Source organism: Lentzea sp. NPDC055074, assembly GCF_053608005.1.
This window is the reverse complement of record NZ_JBSGUQ010000008.1, coordinates 272,445-290,510: the sequence shown is the minus strand read 5'-3', so window position 1 is coordinate 290,510 and position 18,066 is coordinate 272,445. Positions and strand designations below refer to the sequence as shown.

Here is an 18,066-nt window from a genome sequence, read left to right as displayed (position 1 = left end):
CCCTCAGCGCGTCAGACGATCAGCGGCAGCATGGAGTGGCGGCGGCGGACCACCGCGCCGAAGCGGGCGTCGATGCGCAGCCACGAGTCCGTGGCGGTCACCCGCACCTCGCCGTCGTCGCCGAGGAAACCCATGCCCGACAACGCGAACAGGACCCTCAGCGGGATCTTGACGTCCAGTCCGGACCCGCTGACGGTCAGCACCGTCTGGTCCAGCAACGAGGCCGGCGGCGTGCCCTGCGGACCGGTGTTCTCCCGCGCCACCTCGACGCCCTCGTCCGCGAGCTTCGCGACGACCTCGACCGGCAGCAGGTCGACCATCAGCCAGCCCTCGGCGGGCGGCAGGGCCGTGCGCCACATCAGGTCCTTCGCGGGGCCCGGGTCGATGCGTTCGTCGCGCATGACCGCGAGGCCCGTCAGCAGCTCCGAGCCGGACACCGTGACGTCCGCCGGAGTCGCTTGTCCCGCAACGGTTCGCGTCGCGAGCGCGTCGAACGGCGTGGCCACCCACGCGTCGAGCCGTTCGGAGTCGCGGTTGCGCAGCCGCACGACGCTCTGCGCGTCGAGCCGCACCGCCCGCGCGGCGAACGCCCCCAGGTCGTCTCTCTCGGCCGCGTCGGCCAACACCAGCTCAGGCACCATTTCCCCCTGCACGCCACCCGGCGAGAAAGTCGCGCTCGGCCTCGGTCAGCCTGCGCGGTCGTGCTGTCGTCACGTTGTAGGGCGCCAGAAGCGTCTCCGCCCTGACCGCCACCGGGCTGTTCACGTCGCGGCCGGTGCGCACCACGTAGTCGAGCGTCAGCGAGGCCGCTTTCAGCTCCCGCACCGACATCTCCACCTGGACCTGCTCGCCGGTGAACACGATCGGCGCGAGGTACTCGACCACGAGCTTCGCCACGACCATGCCCTCGGCCAGTTCCTTGACCCCGTGGCGGGCCGCCTCGGTGAACAGCAGCTCGATCCGGGCGTCTTCCAGCAACGTCACCGTGTTCGCGTGGTTGACGTGGCCGAACGCATCCATGTCCGACCATCGAGGCCGCACACCCGTGACGAAGACTCCCATGCAGGGACCCTACCGTTCACGGACCTTCACAGGACCTCCACACCAGCCGATTGAAAATCGATAGGCAGCTCTCGATACTCGATTCATGTCTCGCGTAGTGGTGTTCTTCCTGCAGGCCCTGCTCGCCATGGCGTTCCTCGGCGGGGTGTTCGCGCAGGTCGCGATCATCCCGGGGACCGCCGCGAACGAGGTCGAGAACTTCCCGCCGTACGAGTCGGTGAGAGTGCCGTTCGTGGTGTCCGCGATCGTTTTCGTGGCGTGCCTTCAGGTTCTGGCGGTCGCGCTGGGCGGGATGCTGCACCGGGCAGGAGAGGGCACGGTGTTCGAGTCCGGTGCCCTCACTTGGACGAACGTCGCGATCGGCGCCATCGCCGCGGGAGCCCTGGTGCTCGCCTGGTTGTTCGTCTACGTCACGTTCACCGAGATCCCCTCCCCCGCGGACGGCATGGAGGTCCTGGGGCTGTGGATGGGGTCCGCCGTCGGCACGGTCGCGGCGGTCGGCGTCGCGCTGCTGGTCTACGTCGGACGGCAGTGGCTCGGCCGTGCGATCGCCCAGCGCGCCGAACTGGAGCAGGTCGTCTGAGAAGACGCCGGGGCGCCGCGGAGGGGATTCCGCGGCGCCCCGGTTCTCGTTGCTCGTTCTACCTGACCATGCTCCGCACCTGACGGGCGGCGACGGAGAGGGTCGCGAGGTCCAGCTGGTGGACCCGGTTGATCTCCTCCAGCGCGCCGCGCGCACGGGCCAGGCGGGAGGCGTTGGCCTGCTCCCACTTGGCGATCTTCTCGGTCGCCGTGTCATCCTCGTCGCTCGCCCGCAGCACGTCGACCGAGATGGCCCGCAGCGACGAGTAGAAGTCGTCGCGCAGTGCCAGCCGGGCCAGGGCGTGCCAGCGGTTGCCGCGCTCCAGGCTCGTCACCGAGTCCAGCATGTGGTCGATGTCGAGGTGGTCGGACAGCGAGAAGTACAGCTCGGCCGTCTCGCGGTGCGTGCGCTCCGGACCCGCTCCGCCGGCCGGACCGAACTCGCGCTCGGCCAGCTCGGCGATCTCGGTGACGTCGAGCAGGCCGTACATGTACAGCAGCGCGGCCACCTTGCGGGCGAGCTCGGCCGGGACGCCCTGTTCGACGTACCGCTCCGCCTTGCCCGCGACGACGGCCAGTTCCTTGCCCTGCAACAGTTCGAAGGCGAAGGGGCTGAGCTCCTCGACCACGCCGCGGAAGCGGTTGATCGTGGAGCCGACCGCGAGCGGCTGCGGGCGGTTGGAGAGCAGCCAGCGGGACGCGCGGTCCAGCAGACGGCGGGTCTCCAGCACCATGCTGTCCTGGACGTCCGTCGCCACCACGGTGTCGAGCGCCTGGATCTCGCGCCAGATCCGCGGCAGGTCGAAGACCTGGGTGACGACGGCGTACGCGCGGACCGCGTCCGTCGCCGACGCGCTCATCTCCTCGGCCAGGCGGAAGGCGTAGGAGATGCCGCCGCCGTCGACGACCTCGTTGACGACGACCGTCGTGATGATCTGCCGCGCCAGCGGGTGGTTCGGAATCGCGGCGCCGAAGCGTTCGCGCAGCAGGCTCGGGAAGTAGTCCGGGAGCTTGCGGGTGAACGTGTCGATCGTCGGGATGTCGCTCGCGAGCAGCTCTTCCTTCAGCGTGAGCTTGGTGAACGCGAGCAGCGTGCAGAGCTCCGGTGAGGTGAGACCCTCGCCGGCCTTCTCCAGCGCCTTGAACTCCGCGGCGCTCGGCATCGCCTCCAGCTTGCGGTTGAGCGCGCCGCGAGCTTCGAGGTCGGCCGTGAGACGCGCGTGCACCGAAAGCATCGGCGCGGCGTGCGCCCGGCTGACGCCGAGGACGTTGTTCTGCGAGTAGTTGTCCGCCAGCACGAGCTCGCCGACCTCGTCGGTCATCTCGGCGAGGACCTCGTTGCGCTGCTGCTGCTCGACCGACCCCTCCCGGACCAGGTGGTCCAGCAGGATCTTGATGTTGACCTCGTGGTCGGAGCAGTCGACGCCCGCGGAGTTGTCGAGCGCGTCGGTGTTGACCTTGCCGTTGTTGCGGGCGAACTCGATGCGGCCGCGCTGGGTCAGACCCAGGTTGCCGCCCTCGCCGACCACCTTGACGCGCAGCTCGTTGCCGTCGACGCGGATCGAGTCGTTCGCCTTGTCGCCGACGTCGGCGTGCGACTCGGTCGACGCCTTGACGTACGTGCCGATGCCGCCGTTCCACAGCAGGTCGACCGGAGCGAGCAGGATCGCCTTCTTGAGCTCCGGCGGGGACATCTTCACGACGCCCTCGGGCAGGCCCAGCGCGACGCGGGCCTGCTCGGAGATCGGGATCGACTTCGAGGTGAGCGGGAAGATGCCGCCGCCCTCGCTGATCAGCGAGCGGTCGTAGTCGTCCCACGACGAACGCGGCACGGTGAAGAGGCGCACGCGCTCGGCGAACGAGCTCGCCGCGACCGGGTCCGGGTCGATGAAGATGTGCCGGTGGTCGAACGCGGCCACGAGCCGGATGTGCTCGGACAGCATCATGCCGTTCCCGAACACGTCACCGGACATGTCGCCGATGCCGACGACGGTGAACTCCTGGGTCTGCGTGTCCACACCGAGCTCGCGGAACGAGCGCTTCACGCTCTCCCACGCACCCTTGGCCGTGATGCCCATGGCCTTGTGGTCGTAGCCGATCGAGCCACCGGACGCGAACGCGTCGCCCAGCCAGAAGCCGTAGCTCTGGCTCACGCCGTTCGCGATGTCGGAGAACGTCGCCGTTCCCTTGTCCGCGGCCACGACGAGGTACGTGTCGTCGCCGTCGTAGCGCACGACCTGCGACGCGGGCACGACCTCGTTGTTGATCAGGTTGTCGGTGAGGTCGAGCAGGCCCGAGATGAACATCTTGTAGCAGGCGATGCCCTCGGACATGAAGTTCTCGCGGTCGATGCCGGGGTCGCCGGTGGGGGCGATCGGCTTCTTGACGACGAAGCCGCCCTTGGCGCCGACCGGCACGATCACGGCGTTCTTCACGGCCTGCGCCTTGACCAGGCCGAGCACCTCCGTGCGGAAGTCCTCGCGGCGGTCCGACCAGCGCAGGCCACCGCGCGCAACGCTGCCGAAGCGCAGGTGCACGCCCTCGACCCGCGGCGAGTACACGAAGATCTCGAACTTCGGCCGCGGCTGCGGCAGGTCCGGGATGGCCTGCGGGTCGAGCTTGACCGACAGGTACGGCCGCGCGTTGCCGTCCGCGTCGCGGAAGAAGTAGTTCGTCCGCAGCGTGGCGTTGATCAGCGTGAGCAGGCTGCGCAGGATCCGGTCCGCGTCGAGGCTCGTGACGTCGTCGATGAGCTTGCCGGTCTCGACGACCATCGTCTCGGTGCGGTCGGTGCGCGTGCCGTCGTCGAGCCGCGGGTCGAACCGGGCCTCGAACAACGCGACCAGCGCGATCGCCACGGACGTGTGGCTGAGCACGGCGTCCTCGATGTAGTCCTGCGAGTACGGCGTGCCCGCCTGGCGCAGGTACTTCGCGTACGCGCGCAGCATCGCGGCCTGCTGCCAGGTGAGCCCGGCCTGCAGCACCAGCGAGTTGAACCGGTCGACCTCGGCCTCACCGCGCCAGACGGCGGCGAACGCGTCCTGGAACCGCACCCGCACGTTGTCGAGGTCGGCCTCGGACAGCTGCGCCAGCGCGGCCTTGTCGATGCGCAGGCCGAAGTCGTAGATCCAGCACTGCACGCCGTCTTCGCGGGCGATCTCGTACGGCCGTTCGTCGACCACGATGACGCCCATGCGCTGCAGCATCGGCAGCACGTCGGACAGCGTGATGCCCTCGCCGGTCACGAAGAGCTTGAAGCGACGCTCCCCCGGCTCGGCGTCCTCGGGCACGTAGAAGACCATGTCGAGGTCGCCCTCGACGAGCTTCTCGATGCGCCGGTAGTCCTCGAGGCCCGTGGAGGCCGGGAAGTCCTCCTTGTAGGCCTCCGGGAAGACCGTGGAGAACCGCTGCCCCTGCTCGGTGGCCGACTCCGCGCCGAGGTCTCCCTCGTCGCCCACGACGGCCTCGACCATGCGGTCGTCCCAGCTGCGGACGGCCTCGGCCAGCTTGGCCTGGATCGCCGCGACGTCCGGTTCGAGGGTGCGCGCCGGGTCCGTGTGCACCATGAAGTGCACACGCGCCAGAGCGGACTCACCGATGCGCGCGCTGTACTCGAGGTTCAGGCCCCCGAGCTCGGCGAGCAGCACCTCCTGCATCGCGAGGCGGCTCGTCGTCGTGTAGCGGTCACGCGGCAGGTAGACGAGGCAGCTGAAGAAGCGGCCGAACGGGTCGCGGCGCAGGAACAGCCGCAGCCGGCGGCGTTCCGCGAGCGCGATGACACCCGTCGTCGTCTGGTAGAGCGTCTCCGCGTCCACCGAGAACAGCTCGGTGCGCGGGTAGTTCTGGATGACCTCGAGCATCCGCTGGCCCGAGTAGGACTGCAGCGGGAAGCCCGCGCGGTGGATCACCTCGCGCACGCGGCGTTCGACCACCGGGATGTCGAGCACGTTCTCGTGCAGCGCCGTGGTGCTGAAGATGCCCAGGAAGCGGTGCTCGCCGGAGACGTTGCCCTCGCCGTCGAACGTCTTCACGCCGACGTAGTAGGGGTAGACGCTGCGGTGCACGCTGCTCTGCGCGCTGGCCTGCGTCAGCACCAGCAGGTCGGGGCTCAGCGCCTGGGCGCCGTTGTCCGGCCCGGCGGTGAGGCTGCGCGCGGCGAGGCTGTCCTGGCGCAGCACGCCCAGGCCGCTCGCGAGCACGGCCCGCAGCGCCGGTTCGCCGTCCTCCTGGACGAGCTCGTACTGCCGGTAGCCCATGAAGGTGAAGTGCCCGTCCGCGAGCCACTCCAGCAGGTTCGAGCCGTCCGAGGTGGCCTCGGACGCGTCCTTCTTGAGCTCCTCGGCCAGCTGCAGGGCCGTGGCGACCATGCGGTCGGTGTCCTCGACGACCTCGCGGACGTCGGTCAGCACCGTCAGCAGCCGCGTCTCGAGCTCGCGGGCACGATCGGGGTCGGTGATGAGGTCGACCTCGATGTTCATCCACGACTCGGCCAGCGCGTCGGCGGGCGGATCGGCCGGATCGGCCGTCGGCAGCACCTCGGTGCGCTCGCCGGTGACCGGGTCGCGCCGCACCACGACGATCGGGTGCACGACGCGCTGCACCTGCACACCACCCCGCGTGAGCTCGGACGCGACCGAGTCGACGAGGTAGGGCATGTCGTCCGTGACGACCTGGACCACGGTGACAGGACACTGCCACCCGTCGGTCCCGCGCGTCGGGTTCAGAATGCGCACCGCGGCGCGTCCGGGAACGCGGCTCTCGGCGAGCTGGTAGTTCGACCGCACCGCACCGACCAGGTCCACCGGGTCGTCGTCGTTGACTTCCTCGGCGGGCACGTGGCGGTAGAAAAGGCGGATCAGGTCAGCGAGTTCGGGGGCATTGGCGGCGGCCCGTTCGATCAGCTCGTCACGGACCTGCTCAGGACTGGCCGTTGGACTGCCATCACCCGCGGCGGGGGCCGCGGAGACGTCGTCGGTTCGGGTCGGGGCTCCAGTCGAGGTCATCTTCAGGCGACTCCACGCTATCCGGCACCTCTGTGTGCCGGGTCCGGCCCCACCATAGATGGGGTGGCGGGGATCACCGGCAACGGGAGGTGCACTGACGGGCCACTGAATCGTGGGCTGAATCGAGTCACATCATCAGTGGCGACAAGGCTTTCCGCTTCGGTGGACACGACAGGGCACCGGCTTGCTGCGCCGGCCCCGACACCCCGTCGATCCACAGGTTCATCCGATCATGGGCCCCACGGCGTCGTGACCACCGTGGAACCATCAGACAACATCGACCCGCCCACCGCAGGTCGCCGCCCGGCCACCCGCTCGAGCTCCTGCCCGACGCCGGGTCAGCGCCAGGCAGGAGGGGTTGGGCAAGGCTTGAGGTGTGGCGCTGGCCACCCTCACACCCCCGGCAGCGTCCAGCCGGGAGACCCGTCCGCCCGGACGGGACGAATCGGACCGGTGGTCTCGCTGTCCGACGACACGGGAGCGATCGGTCCGGTCTTCTCCTGCGCGGACTCGGCCTGACTGCCGAGGGCGTAGGAGTCGTGGCTCGACGGCTGTGCGGGGAAGCTCTGGACGGGGCGCAGCGAGCTCTCGGTGGAGGGCTCCGGTGAGGACTGCCGGGTGCCGAAGGACTGGCTCGCGCCGTACAGCGGGTCCGGAGCGGGCTCGGGCTCCGGCTGGGCGCCGAAGGGCCGGCTCGAGCCGAACACCGCGTCGGAGGAGTCCGCGGCGCCGTGCCGCGCACCCAGCGGCTGACTCGAGCCGAACCCGTCCGACGATCCCGGAGACTCCTGCTGCGCGCCGAAGGGTCGACTCGAGCCGAACCCGTCCGACGCGGTCGACAAGTCCTGCGTGCCGAAGGACCGCCCAGCACCGGACAGCGGATCCGGCGAGCCCGCGGAATCCTGCCGAGCACCGGAGGAGCTGCCCGAGCCGAACCTGTCCGACGAGGTCACGGCGTCCGGCTGCGTGCCGAACGAACTGCCCGTGTCCGACGACGGCGCGGCCTCCGAGTCCTGCTCGGTGCCGAAGGAGAAGCCCGACCGGAACAACGCCTCCGAACTCGACGGGTTCTCCTCCGCCGGGTCCTGCCGGGCGTCCGCGGACTGACCCGATCCGAAGAGTGCGTCCGAACCGGACGTGGCTTCCGCCACCGGCTGGGTCCGGAGGTCCGTGACCGCGCTGAACGCCTCCCCCGGCCGTGACGCCGGGTCCGTGGTAGCGGGTTCCGCGCCGGACGGGCTCGGCTCTGCCGCGGGGGTGTCCGGGGTGGATTCCGTCGCTGACCAGTCCGGGGCGGTCAGGTCCACGGCGTCGAGTTGTTCCTCGTCGGAGCGGCGGCCCGTCTCGTAGGCGACCAGTGCCTCGGCCAGCAGGTCGGCGAGGCTCAGTTCGCTCGGCCTGCGACGGCTGCTCGGGCGGCCCGTCCGGTCGGTGGACTCGGGCTTCGCGGTGCTGCCCGGTGTGTCTCGTGCCTGGGCCGGCTCGGTGGTCGACGCCGCCGGGTTCGAGGCGAAGAAGTCGTACGCCTCGGCCTGCTCCGGCTCGCCGACCGCGCGGAAGCCCGTCTCGGTCGGCGCCTCGGCGGCGGCCGGGAGCGGGTCGGTGCCGGCGCTGTGGCCGGGCTGGGTGTCGTAGGCCGGTGGGGTGCCGAAGGCCGACTGCGTGCCGAAGCTGGTCTGGGTGCCGAACGTCGGCTGGTCCGCCTGGGACTGCACGCGCACCGGGCTCGTGGGGACGTCCGCCGGGTCGTCGTCCACGTCCGCCGAGCTCAGGAACGTCGTCGTCATCAGGTCCGGTTCCGGGGCCGGTGGGACCTCGGCAGGGGCCGGTTCCTCCGGCGGGGCGGGGTTCTTCGGCTTCGGGGTGCTGAAGTCGAGGCTGCTGAAGTCCAGGTCCGGGAGCTTGCGCTCGTCGGGGTCCTGGGCGGCTGCCGGGAAGCCGCCCGCCGGGGTGTGCAGCGGGTAGGCCGGTTCGTCCAGGTGGGGGCCGAAGTCCGGGGCCGCCGGCGCACGGGAGAACGCCGCGGCCAGGCCAGAGCCGGGCGGGGTGCCCTGGTCGCCCAGGTAGTCGGGGCGGGACGTGTGGTCGCCGAAGCGGTCGGAGCGGGACGACAGGCCCGAGTCCGCGAAGTAGTTCTGCGACGGCTCCGAGGCCGGAGTGTCCTTGCGCAGGCCCGACGGGGGTTCGACTCGCCACGACGGGGTCCTGCCCTCGGGATCGGCGTCGCGGGCGCGGCGGCGGCCTCCTGCTCGCAGGCCCTGGGCCTTGAGCATGTCCAGCACGCTTTCCGAACCGGACGCCTCGTCGCGCGCGGCGCCCTCCGCACGAGCCGCTTCGTCGCGGGCCGCGGCTTCCTTGGCCGCCTCCTCGCGTTCCACGGCCAGGCGGGCGACCTCCTGGTGCGCCGCCTCCTGACGGGCCACGTCGCGGCGGACCGCTTCCTGGCGCGCTGCCTCGCGGCGGGCCTCTTCCTGGCGCACGGCCTCCAGGCGGGCCGCTTCCTGTCTCGCCAGTTCCTGACGAACGGACTCCTGGCGGGCGGCTTCCTGACGCGCCGCCTCCTCGCGAGCCGCGTCCTGGCGGGCAGCCTCCTGACGCGCCGCCTCCTCACGGGCGGCGGCCTGCCTGGCGGCTTCTTCGCGCTCGGCTTCCCGCCGTGCCGCCTCTTCGCGAGCGGCTTCGTGGCGGGCCGCCTCCTCGCGGGCGGCTTCCAGACGTGCTGCCTCTTCGCGGACCGCGTTCTGGCGAGCGATCTCCTGGCGTGCGGCTTCCTCGGCGGCCTGGGCTTCGCGTTCGGCCTGGGCGCGCTGTTCGGCGCGGGCCTGGCGCTCCGCCTCTATCTGGCGGCGCGCCTCGCGCTGCAGCTCCATGAGCTGCTGCTCGACCTTGCGCTTGCGTTCCTGCTCCACGGTCAGCTGAGGCCGGTCCGGCTCAGGCTGAGCGGGCTGCGGCTGGACCGGCTGCGGTTCGGGATCCGGAAGTGCCGGTGTGATGGGGATTTCGGCGATGGTGGTCGGCCGGTCGTCGTCGATCTCGCCGGCGGCCACGCGGGCGGCGCGGCGGCGGCCGCTCACCATCGCGCCCGCGGACGCGATCAGGCCGGAGGCGGGGACGGTGCGGTCGGAGGAAGACGAAGAGGAGGACGGCAGGGGTGCGGGTGGCGGTTCCACGGCTTCCGGGGTCTTGTCATCGGGTTCGCCGAACGGCTGGACCATGCGCCACCGGTCGGCGGCGTGTTGTCGGGCCGCGGACAAACCTTCCACGGTCATGTCTTCGGCAGCGCGCCGGACGCGCTGAACCTTCAGCCCTTCGCCCTTGCGGACCTGGACCGGGCGCCACTGCCGGAGTTGTTGCTTCAGTGCGGCGGACAGCACGCCGTCGGTGACCACCTGCATGCCCTCGACGGGACGGAGCACGCTCGCCAGCTGCTGGTGCAGGTCGGCCGGCTGGCGGTGGACGCCGGAGAACTCGGCGGCGAGACGGGCGCGCACCGCGTAGACGGCGCGGGCACGGCGGCGTTCGGCGGCGTGGGCGGAGCGCAGGTTCGTGAGCGCGTCGGCCAGTTCACCGGACACCTCGTGCACGTGGGCCAGCGCGAGCAGGCTCTCGGCGAGCAACGTGTCGAGCTGGTGGCGTTCGGCGCTCGCGGCGGCCTCGCGCAGCATCTCGCGGGCCAGCGCGACGCGGCCTGCGGGCAGGTGCACGCGCGTGGCCAGCGCCAGGCGGAGCCAGCCCGTCGTGGACGCCGAGGGCGAGCGCACCGGGCGGTCGAGCAGCGGCGCTCCGGCATCGCCCGCGTCGAGCAGGCGGTTCGCGTCCATCAGTGAGAGCACCAGCTCCAGCGTGAGCCGGCCGACGCCCTGACCGCTGTCCGCGCACGGATCGGAGAACCTGCTGAGCAGGTCGAGACCTTCGCGGGCGGCACCGATGGCGGCGGCGATGTCGCCCCACCTCCGGTGCTGCGCGGCCTGCACCGCGCGGATCAGGCCGCGCAGCAGCAGACGCGTGTCCTCGTCGAGCGTCGTGTCGGCGACGTAGAGCTGGTCCGCCTCGGCGAGCGCCCTGGTGGGCTCGTCGCCGCGGCCGACCGTGACGAGGCATTCGCTGGCCTGCACCAGCGCGGACGCCCGCAGTTCCGCGGGCACGTCCGGCGCTTCGAGCACCGGTGTGACCGCGGCGAACCCCGTCAGCGGGGCTCCCACGGACCGCGCGCACGCCGCGAGCTCGACTCGCAGCATCCACGCGGTCTCGTACTCGCCGGCGGCCTCCGCCGCCTTCAGGGCGTCGATCGCCCTGTCGGCGAAGCGGACCTCGCGGCCCATGCGGTTGCCCGCGAAGACCACGAGCGACTCCGCCCGCAGGCGGTCGGCTTCGTCGCGGCGGGTCGAGGCGAGCGCGACCGCGCGCTCACCCAGCACCAGAGCGAGCTCCGGTGCGCGCCAACGCAGCATCCAGGCGGGCACGACCAGCGTGCTCACCTCGACGTTCGCCTGCGTCTCGCCCCTCGCCGCCACGACGTCGCCGTTGCCCTCTCAGTCCCGTGTCAGCTTGCGGTACGTGACACGGTGCGGCCTCGCGGCGTCGGCACCCAGGCGCTCGAGCTTGTTCTTCTCGTAGCCCTCGAAGTTGCCCTCGAACCAGTACCACTTCGACGGGTCCTCGTCCGTGCCCTCCCACGCGAGGATGTGCGTGGCGACGCGGTCGAGGAACCACCGGTCGTGGGAGATGACCACGGCGCAGCCGGGGAACTGCTCGAGAGCGTTCTCCAGCGAACCGAGGGTCTCGACGTCCAGGTCGTTCGTCGGCTCGTCCAGCAGGATCAGGTTGCCGCCGAGCTTGAGCGTGAGCGCGAGGTTGAGGCGGTTGCGCTCACCACCGGACAGCACGCCCGCGGGCTTCTGCTGGTCCGGGCCCTTGAAGCCGAACGCGCTGACGTACGCGCGGGACGGCATCTCGACGTTGCCGACGTGGATGTAGTCGAGCCCGCCGGACACGACCTCCCACACGTTCTTCTTCGGGTCGATGCCGCCGCGGTTCTGGTCGACGTAGGACAGCAGGACCGTCTCGCCGACCTTCACGCCACCGGCATCGGGCTGCTCGAGACCGACGATGGTCTTGAACAGCGTCGTCTTGCCGACGCCGTTCGGGCCGATGACGCCGACGATGCCGTTGCGCGGCAACGTGAACGACAGACCGTCGATCAGGACCCGGTCGCCGAAGCCCTTCTTCAGCTTGTCGACCTCGACCACGACGTTGCCCAGACGCGGGCCCGGCGGGATCTGGATCTCCTCGAAGTCGAGCTTGCGGGTCTTCTCCGCCTCGGCCGCCATCTCCTCGTAGCGGTCGAGTCGCGCCTTCGACTTCGCCTGGCGGGCCTTGGCGCCGGAGCGCACCCACTCCAGCTCGTCCTTGAGGCGCTTCTGCAGCTTCTGGTCCTTCTTGCCCGAGATCGCGAGACGCTCGGCCTTCTTCTCCAGGTACGTGGAGTAGTTGCCCTCGTAGGGGTGGGTCTTGCCCCGGTCGATCTCCAGGATCCACTCGGCCAGGTTGTCGAGGAAGTACCTGTCGTGGGTCACGGCGAGCACGGCGCCGGTGTACTGCGCGAGGTGCTGCTCCAGCCACAGGACGCTCTCCGCGTCCAGGTGGTTGGTGGGCTCGTCGAGCAGCAGCAGGTCGGGCTTGCTCAGCAGCAGCTTGCACAGCGCGACACGGCGGCGCTCACCACCGGAGAGCTTGGTGACGTCGGCGTCCGGCGGCGGGCAGCGCAGGGCGTCCATCGCCTGGTCGAGCTGCGAGTCGATGTCCCACGCGTTCGCGTGGTCGAGCTCCTCCTGGAGCTTGCCCATCTCCTCCATCAGCTCGTCGGAGTAGTCGGTCGCCATCAACTCGGCGATCTCGTTGAAGCGGTCCAGCTTCACCTTGATCTCGCCCAGGCCCTCCTGGACGTTGCCGAGGACGGTCTTCTCCTCGTTGAGCGGCGGCTCCTGCTGCAGGATGCCCACCGTGTAGCCGGGGGCGAGGTAGGCCTCGCCGTTGCCGGGCGTGTCCAACCCCGCCATGATCTTGAGCACGCTCGACTTGCCGGCGCCGTTGGGACCGACCACACCGATCTTCGCGCCGGGGTAGAACATGATCGTGACGTCATCGAGGATGACCTTGTCACCGTGCGCCTTGCGCACCTTTTTCATGGTGTAGATGAACTCGGCCATGGCGGCGATCGTAGAGCGGTGCCCAGAGGCTCCTGACCTCGGTCGCCGACAAGCAGCCGCCCACCCCCGCAACGAGCGTCACGCGACTCGGTGACCAGCCCGTTCCGTTCGAACGTGAACGACCCTCGGCGATCGGTCCTCAGCGGCTCCGATCTACGAGCTTCCCTCCTTCTTCGTGGTTCGCAGTAGGTACATCTTGTCCGGCGCGTGGTGCCCGATCGGGTGAGTTCCCCGAAGTACGGCACTCGTTTGCCCCGAACGGCTCAAGTTCCATCAGAACGGAACCGGCTCCTCCGCCGGATCTTCGGCGGACCGCGGTTCAACGACGGCGGCGGCGCCCAGTGACTGCACCCGGCTCAGGTCCAGCCCGACGTGTGACGCGTCGACGCAGAACGCCTGCCGTTTCACGTCGTCCTTCTCGTAATGACGGATCCGCAGCTTGCCCTGGACGATCACGGGATCACCTTTGGACAGCGTGGTCTTCACGCTGTCGGCGAGCTTGCGCCAGCACGAGACGCCGAACCACAGGGTCTCGCCGTCCTCCCACTCGGCCGACGCCGTGTTGTACCGGCGCTCGGTCGAGCTGACGCGGAAGAACGCGTTCGTCCTGCCGTCCTCGCCGTGCTTGTACGTGATGTCGCTGACGACAGTGCCAACAACGGTGATCACGGTGGAATTCCAGGACATCGGTTCGCCTCCAGGTCGCGGGGTTCTGGTCCAGGCTGCTCCGGAGGCGGTGGGCCGGGACGGGGCGGCGGCGGATCTGTGGACAACTCGCGGGCTGTGGACAGGTCGAGATCTTGGACGGCTTCGAACCACGGAATTGTCGGGGGTGCGTGCTAGGCGGGCCTGGAGCGGAGTCGAGTGAGTGAGCGCCCACTCATTGACATGAGTGAGGACTCACTCATACAGTGGCGGACGTGTCAGAGGAACCTCGCCGCCGCCGCGCCCCCGCGATGAGCCCGGAAGATCGCCGCGAGGCGATCGTCCAGGCCACGCTGCCGCTCGTCGTGAAGTCCGGCGCGAACGTCACCACCAGCCAGATCGCCGCCGCGGCCGGGATCGCGGAAGGCACGGTGTTCCGCGTGTTCAAGGACAAGGCGGAGCTGCTCGACGCGTGCATCCAGCGCGCTCTGCACTCGGACGAGGAGGTCGCCCGCCTCGCGGCGATCCCGGCGGACGTACCACTCGAGGAACGGCTCACCACGGGCGTCGCCACGTTCAGCGGCTACCTCGACCGCATGTGGGGCCTCATCGGCGCGCTGCGCGAGTCCGGCTACCACCCGAACGACGAGGACCACAAGAAGCACAAGGGCCCGCCGATCGGCATGCAGCAGCTGTCCGAGGCGGTCGCCAGTCTCTTCGGCGACGCCGACCTGCGCGTCAGCCCCGACCTCGCCGGACGGATGTTGCTCGGCGCGGTCTTCACGAACCGGATGGGCTCGGGTTTCGGCCAGACCGAGGCGGAACCCGCCGCCATCGTCGAACTTTTCCTGCACGGCGCGCTCAAGGGGGAGACAAATGAGTGAGCTCATGATCGAAGCCCACGAGGTGAGCAAGAAGTTCGGTGACGTGAACGCGCTCGACGGCGTGAGCGTCACCGCGAAGAAGGGCTCCGTTCTCGGTCTCCTGGGCCACAACGGCGCCGGCAAGACCACGCTGGTCAACCTCCTCACCACGATGCTGCCGCCGTCCAGCGGCAGCGCGAAGGTCGCGGGGTTCGACGTCGTGAAGCAGAGCCACGAGGTCCGCAGCCGCATCGGCCTCACCGGCCAGTTCGCCGCCGTCGACGAGCAGCTCAGCGGCCACGACAACCTCGTCCTGATCGCCCGCCTGCTCGGCGCGAGCCGCGGGCAGGCCCACCAGCGCGCGGACGACCTGCTGGAGCAGTTCGACCTCACCGACGCCGCCAAGCGCAACGCCAAGACCTACTCCGGCGGCATGCGGCGGCGCCTCGACCTGGCCGCGTCCCTGGTAGGCAACCCCGAGGTGCTGTTCCTCGACGAGCCGACCACCGGTCTCGACCCGGCCAGCCGCCTCGCGATGTGGGAGATCGTCGAGAAGCTCGTCGCGGACGGCACGACCGTGCTGCTCACGACCCAGTACCTGGACGAGGCCGACCGGCTCGCCGACCAGATCACCGTGCTGTCCCACGGGAAGGTCGTCGCGTCCGGCACCTCGGCCGAGCTCAAGGCCCAGGTCGGCCAGCGCACGGTCACCGTCACGCTCGACTCGGTGTCCGAAGTGGACCTGGCGTTGAAGGCCGTCAACTCCGTGGGGCTCCACCCCGTCGCGGAAGGCCTCACGCTCACGACCCCCGTCAGCGCGTCACGCGACCTTGCGACGGTCGTGCGCGCGTTGGACGACAACGGCCTGGAGGCGCACGAGATCGGCCTCAAGGAGCCCACTTTGGACGACGTCTACCTCACGCTCGCCGCGAACTAGGGGGAAATCATGGCGACTTTGACCTGGCACGGCAGCAGCTACCCGACGCAAGTCCTCGTGCTGACTGGCCGTTCACTGCGCGCACTGCTGCGCACGCCCGCACTCGTCTTCTTCAGCATCCTGCAACCGTTGATCATGCTGACGCTCTTCAGCCAGATCTTCGGCAGCATCACGTCGACGGCGAACTTCCCAGCAGGCATGAGTTACATCAACTACCTGCTGCCCGCGATCCTCGTGAACACCGCGATGCAGTCCTCTCTCGCGTCCGGCATCGGGCTCGTGCAGGACATGTCGAACGGTGTGCTCGCACGGTTCCGTTCACTGCCCATCCGCCCGAGCACGGTTCTGTTGGCACGCAACCTGTCCGACGCGGTCCGCACCGCGTTCCAGCTGGTGCTGATGATCGCGTTCGGCATCCTGGTGTTCGGGTTCCGCCCGGACGGCGGCATGCTCGGCACCCTCGCCGCGCTGGGTCTGGCGCTGGTCGTCGGATGGGCGCTGAGCTGGGTGTTCATCGCGATCGCCGCCTGGGTCCGCAAGGCCGAGCTCATGCAGACCGTGGGCTTCCTGGCGATGTTCCCGCTGATGTTCGCGTCCAGCGCGTTCGTGCCGATCAACGGCCTGCCGGGCTGGCTGCAGGCGATCGCGAAGGTCAACCCGCTGACGTACGCGGTCGACGCCGCCCGCAGCCTGGCGCTCGCCCACCCCGTCACGGGAGTGGCCGGCGCGCTGGTCACGAGCGGTGTGATCGCGGCGATCGGCGCGTTCTTCGCGGTCCGCGGCTTCCGCCGTCCGCTGTCGGTCTAACCCTTCTCGGAGATCTTCCGCAGCATCGCGTTGTAGGCCTCGAGGTCGGCGTCCCCATCGGCGTCGGCCTTGCGGTCGTACCGCTTCGCGTCCCGGCCGTCCTGCCGCGCCCACTGCGTGAGCAGGGCGACCATGACCACGAGCAACGGGATCTCCCCCGCCGCCCACGCGATGCCACCGCCGAGCCGTTGGTCCTCCAGCAGGTTCTGCACCCACGGCAACGCCAGGCCGCGGTAGAACTGCTCGCCGATGACGGTCGCGGAGCTCATCAGGATGACGCCGAAGAACGCGTGGAACGGGATCGACGCGAACAACAGCCCCAACCGGCCGAGCGGCGGCAGCTTGTTCGGTGCGGGGTCCACGCCGATCACGGGCCAGTAGAAGACGTAGCCCGCGAGGATGAAGTGCGCGTTCATCGCGAGGTGAGCCCAGTGGAACGGCAGAGCGGCCTCGAAGAGCCCCGAGAAGTACAGGGCGTAGAAGGAGCCGACGAACAGGCCCAGCGCCACGAAGGGGTTCGTCAACAGCCGTGCGACCGGTGAGTGCACGAAGGCCAGCACCCACTCTCGCGGACCCGGCACCTCCTTGTTGACGGGCAACGCGCGCAACGCCAGCGTCACCGGTCCCCCCAGGACGAACAGGATCGGCGTCAGCATGGACAGCACCATGTGCGCTTCCATGTGGACGCTGAACATCGCCGGCGAGTACCGGCCCATGCCCGACGACGTCGCGAACAGCAGCGAGAAACACCCGCACAGCCACGCGACGGTGCGGCCCACCGGCCACTTGTCGCCGCGCTGGGTGAGCCTGCGCACGCCCAGGACGTAGAACAGGGCGAGTGCCAGCGCCGCCGTTCCGAAGATCAGGTCGAAGCGCCAGTCGAACAGGATGGCCGCGAGCGTCGGCGGGCCGTCGAGGTCGTAGCCGATCGCGATCTCCGTGCGGCTGGGCAGTTCGGTGCCGCCGCCGGGAGGAGGCGTGCGGGCCAGCGCCACGGCCAGGCCGATGGTGAACATCATCAGCAGGATCTCGATGCCGGCGAGCTTGAGCAGCGCGTGCGGCTTGCCGTCGGCCACGCCCTTCACGCCGCGTTCGCGCTGGAAGTAGCCGAACACGCCGAGCAGCAGCAGGCACGCCAGCTTGCCGAGCGTCAGCCAGCCGTAGGTGGACGTCACGAGGTCGACCGGCGTGATGCGCACCAGGGCGTTCACCACGCCCGAGACGGCCATCACGATCCAGCAGACCAGTGCGATCTTCGAGAACCTCGACGCGGCGAGAGGAAGGTGCGCGCCGCCACGCCTGCCGTGCGCGAGCAACGCGATCAAGCCGCCCACCCACAACACCGCGGCGATGAGGTGGAACAACAGGCTGTTCGTCGCCATGTCGTGCGAGCCACCGGACGACGAATGTCCCGTGACAGCAACCGGAACCAACGCGAAGACGGCACCGAACAGCAGAACCGTCGTCCATCCCCACGACAACACCAGACGGCAGCCCAGCGCGAGCAACGCCACGATGATCGCCGTCAGCAGCCACGCCTTCGACTGCTCCAGCAGCATCGCCGTCGCGACCATCTGACTGAACGTGAACGAGCTCACCGGACGGTCGATCGCGGCCGCTGTGTTGAACGGCACGGACAGCAGTGCACCCACGAGCCACACGAGCGCGAACCACCCGGCGGTGCGCATCGCCGCGTAACCGTCCGCTGCGAGAGTGCCGGACTTCTGCGGTGGCACGAGGAACGCCGCCAGCAACAACGAGCCGATGGTCACCACCGCACCCGTCTCGGTCAGCACGCGCACGATCAGCAGCCCTGCCGGAGGGTTGCTCTCGATCGAGCTCAGCGCGACGGCGGCGAGCGAGGCCACCGCGAAGCCGATGACGACGAGGGGCACCAAACCCGTTCTGGTGGAGCGTTCGATTGGCACGCCCCGGAGCCTACGACCCTCTAGTGTTGC

The 18,066-nt window shown here is 69.8% G+C and carries 11 protein-coding genes; 4 read left to right on the top strand and 7 right to left on the bottom strand.

The genetic code is table 11. The features are described 5' to 3' along the window. Positions 1-11: 11 nt before the first annotated feature. Positions 12-638, bottom strand: coding sequence for a hypothetical protein (locus ACWF7A_RS21070; protein ID WP_452252143.1), 627 nt, complete (start codon positions 636-638; stop codon positions 12-14). Further along, positions 631-1,062 (bottom strand): acyl-CoA thioesterase, encoded by a 432-nt coding sequence (locus ACWF7A_RS21065; RefSeq protein ID WP_452252142.1) that lies wholly within the window; start codon positions 1,060-1,062, stop codon positions 631-633. The genes ACWF7A_RS21070 and ACWF7A_RS21065 overlap by 8 nt, the downstream gene beginning before the upstream one ends. An 85-nt stretch (positions 1,063-1,147) precedes the next feature. On the opposite strand from ACWF7A_RS21065, the gene ACWF7A_RS21060 reads away from it, so the two are divergent. Continuing rightward, entirely contained in the window at positions 1,148-1,645 is a 498-nt protein-coding gene (locus tag ACWF7A_RS21060; RefSeq protein ID WP_452252141.1) for a DUF2975 domain-containing protein, read from the top strand. Positions 1,646-1,703: 58 nt separating this feature from the next. Here ACWF7A_RS21060 and ACWF7A_RS21055 read toward each other — a convergent pair whose 3' ends face one another. From ACWF7A_RS21055 to ssb, 4 genes are all read right to left on the bottom strand, one after another. Beyond that, positions 1,704-6,647, bottom strand: a complete 4,944-nt coding sequence (locus ACWF7A_RS21055) for an NAD-glutamate dehydrogenase (RefSeq protein WP_452252140.1) — start codon at positions 6,645-6,647, stop codon at positions 1,704-1,706. Positions 6,648-7,039: 392 nt separating this feature from the next. Next, the gene (locus ACWF7A_RS21050; protein WP_452252139.1) at positions 7,040-11,161 is read right to left on the bottom strand and encodes a histone H1-like repetitive region-containing protein; all 4,122 of its coding nucleotides are present in this window, start codon (positions 11,159-11,161) and stop codon (positions 7,040-7,042) included. 18 nt (positions 11,162-11,179) lie between these two features. Beyond that, positions 11,180-12,856, bottom strand: coding sequence for an energy-dependent translational throttle protein EttA (gene ettA, locus ACWF7A_RS21045; RefSeq protein WP_191302106.1), 1,677 nt, complete (start codon positions 12,854-12,856; stop codon positions 11,180-11,182). A gap of 273 nt (positions 12,857-13,129) precedes the next feature. Further along, positions 13,130-13,525, bottom strand: a complete 396-nt coding sequence (ssb, locus tag ACWF7A_RS21040) for a single-stranded DNA-binding protein (protein ID WP_452252138.1) — start codon at positions 13,523-13,525, stop codon at positions 13,130-13,132. A 251-nt stretch (positions 13,526-13,776) separates the two neighbouring features. Between ssb and ACWF7A_RS21035 the strand changes: the two genes are divergently transcribed. From ACWF7A_RS21035 to ACWF7A_RS21025, 3 genes are read left to right on the top strand one after another with little or no spacing between them, the layout of a single operon-like run. After that, on the top strand, positions 13,777-14,385 hold the full coding sequence (locus ACWF7A_RS21035) for a TetR/AcrR family transcriptional regulator (RefSeq protein WP_452252137.1): 609 nt from the start codon (positions 13,777-13,779) through the stop codon (positions 14,383-14,385). Then, entirely contained in the window at positions 14,378-15,301 is a 924-nt protein-coding gene (locus tag ACWF7A_RS21030; RefSeq protein ID WP_452252136.1) for an ATP-binding cassette domain-containing protein, read from the top strand. Before ACWF7A_RS21035 ends, ACWF7A_RS21030 begins: the two co-directional genes overlap by 8 nt. 9 nt (positions 15,302-15,310) lie before the next feature. Then, positions 15,311-16,108, top strand: coding sequence for an ABC transporter permease (locus ACWF7A_RS21025; protein ID WP_452252135.1), 798 nt, complete (start codon positions 15,311-15,313; stop codon positions 16,106-16,108). Here ACWF7A_RS21025 and ACWF7A_RS21020 read toward each other — a convergent pair. After that, positions 16,105-18,036: a cytochrome c oxidase assembly protein gene (locus ACWF7A_RS21020; RefSeq protein WP_452252134.1), complete on the bottom strand. Its 1,932-nt coding sequence runs from the start codon at positions 18,034-18,036 to the stop codon at positions 16,105-16,107. The two genes, ACWF7A_RS21025 and ACWF7A_RS21020, sit on opposite strands and share 4 nt — an antisense overlap. Positions 18,037-18,066 lie beyond the last annotated feature (30 nt).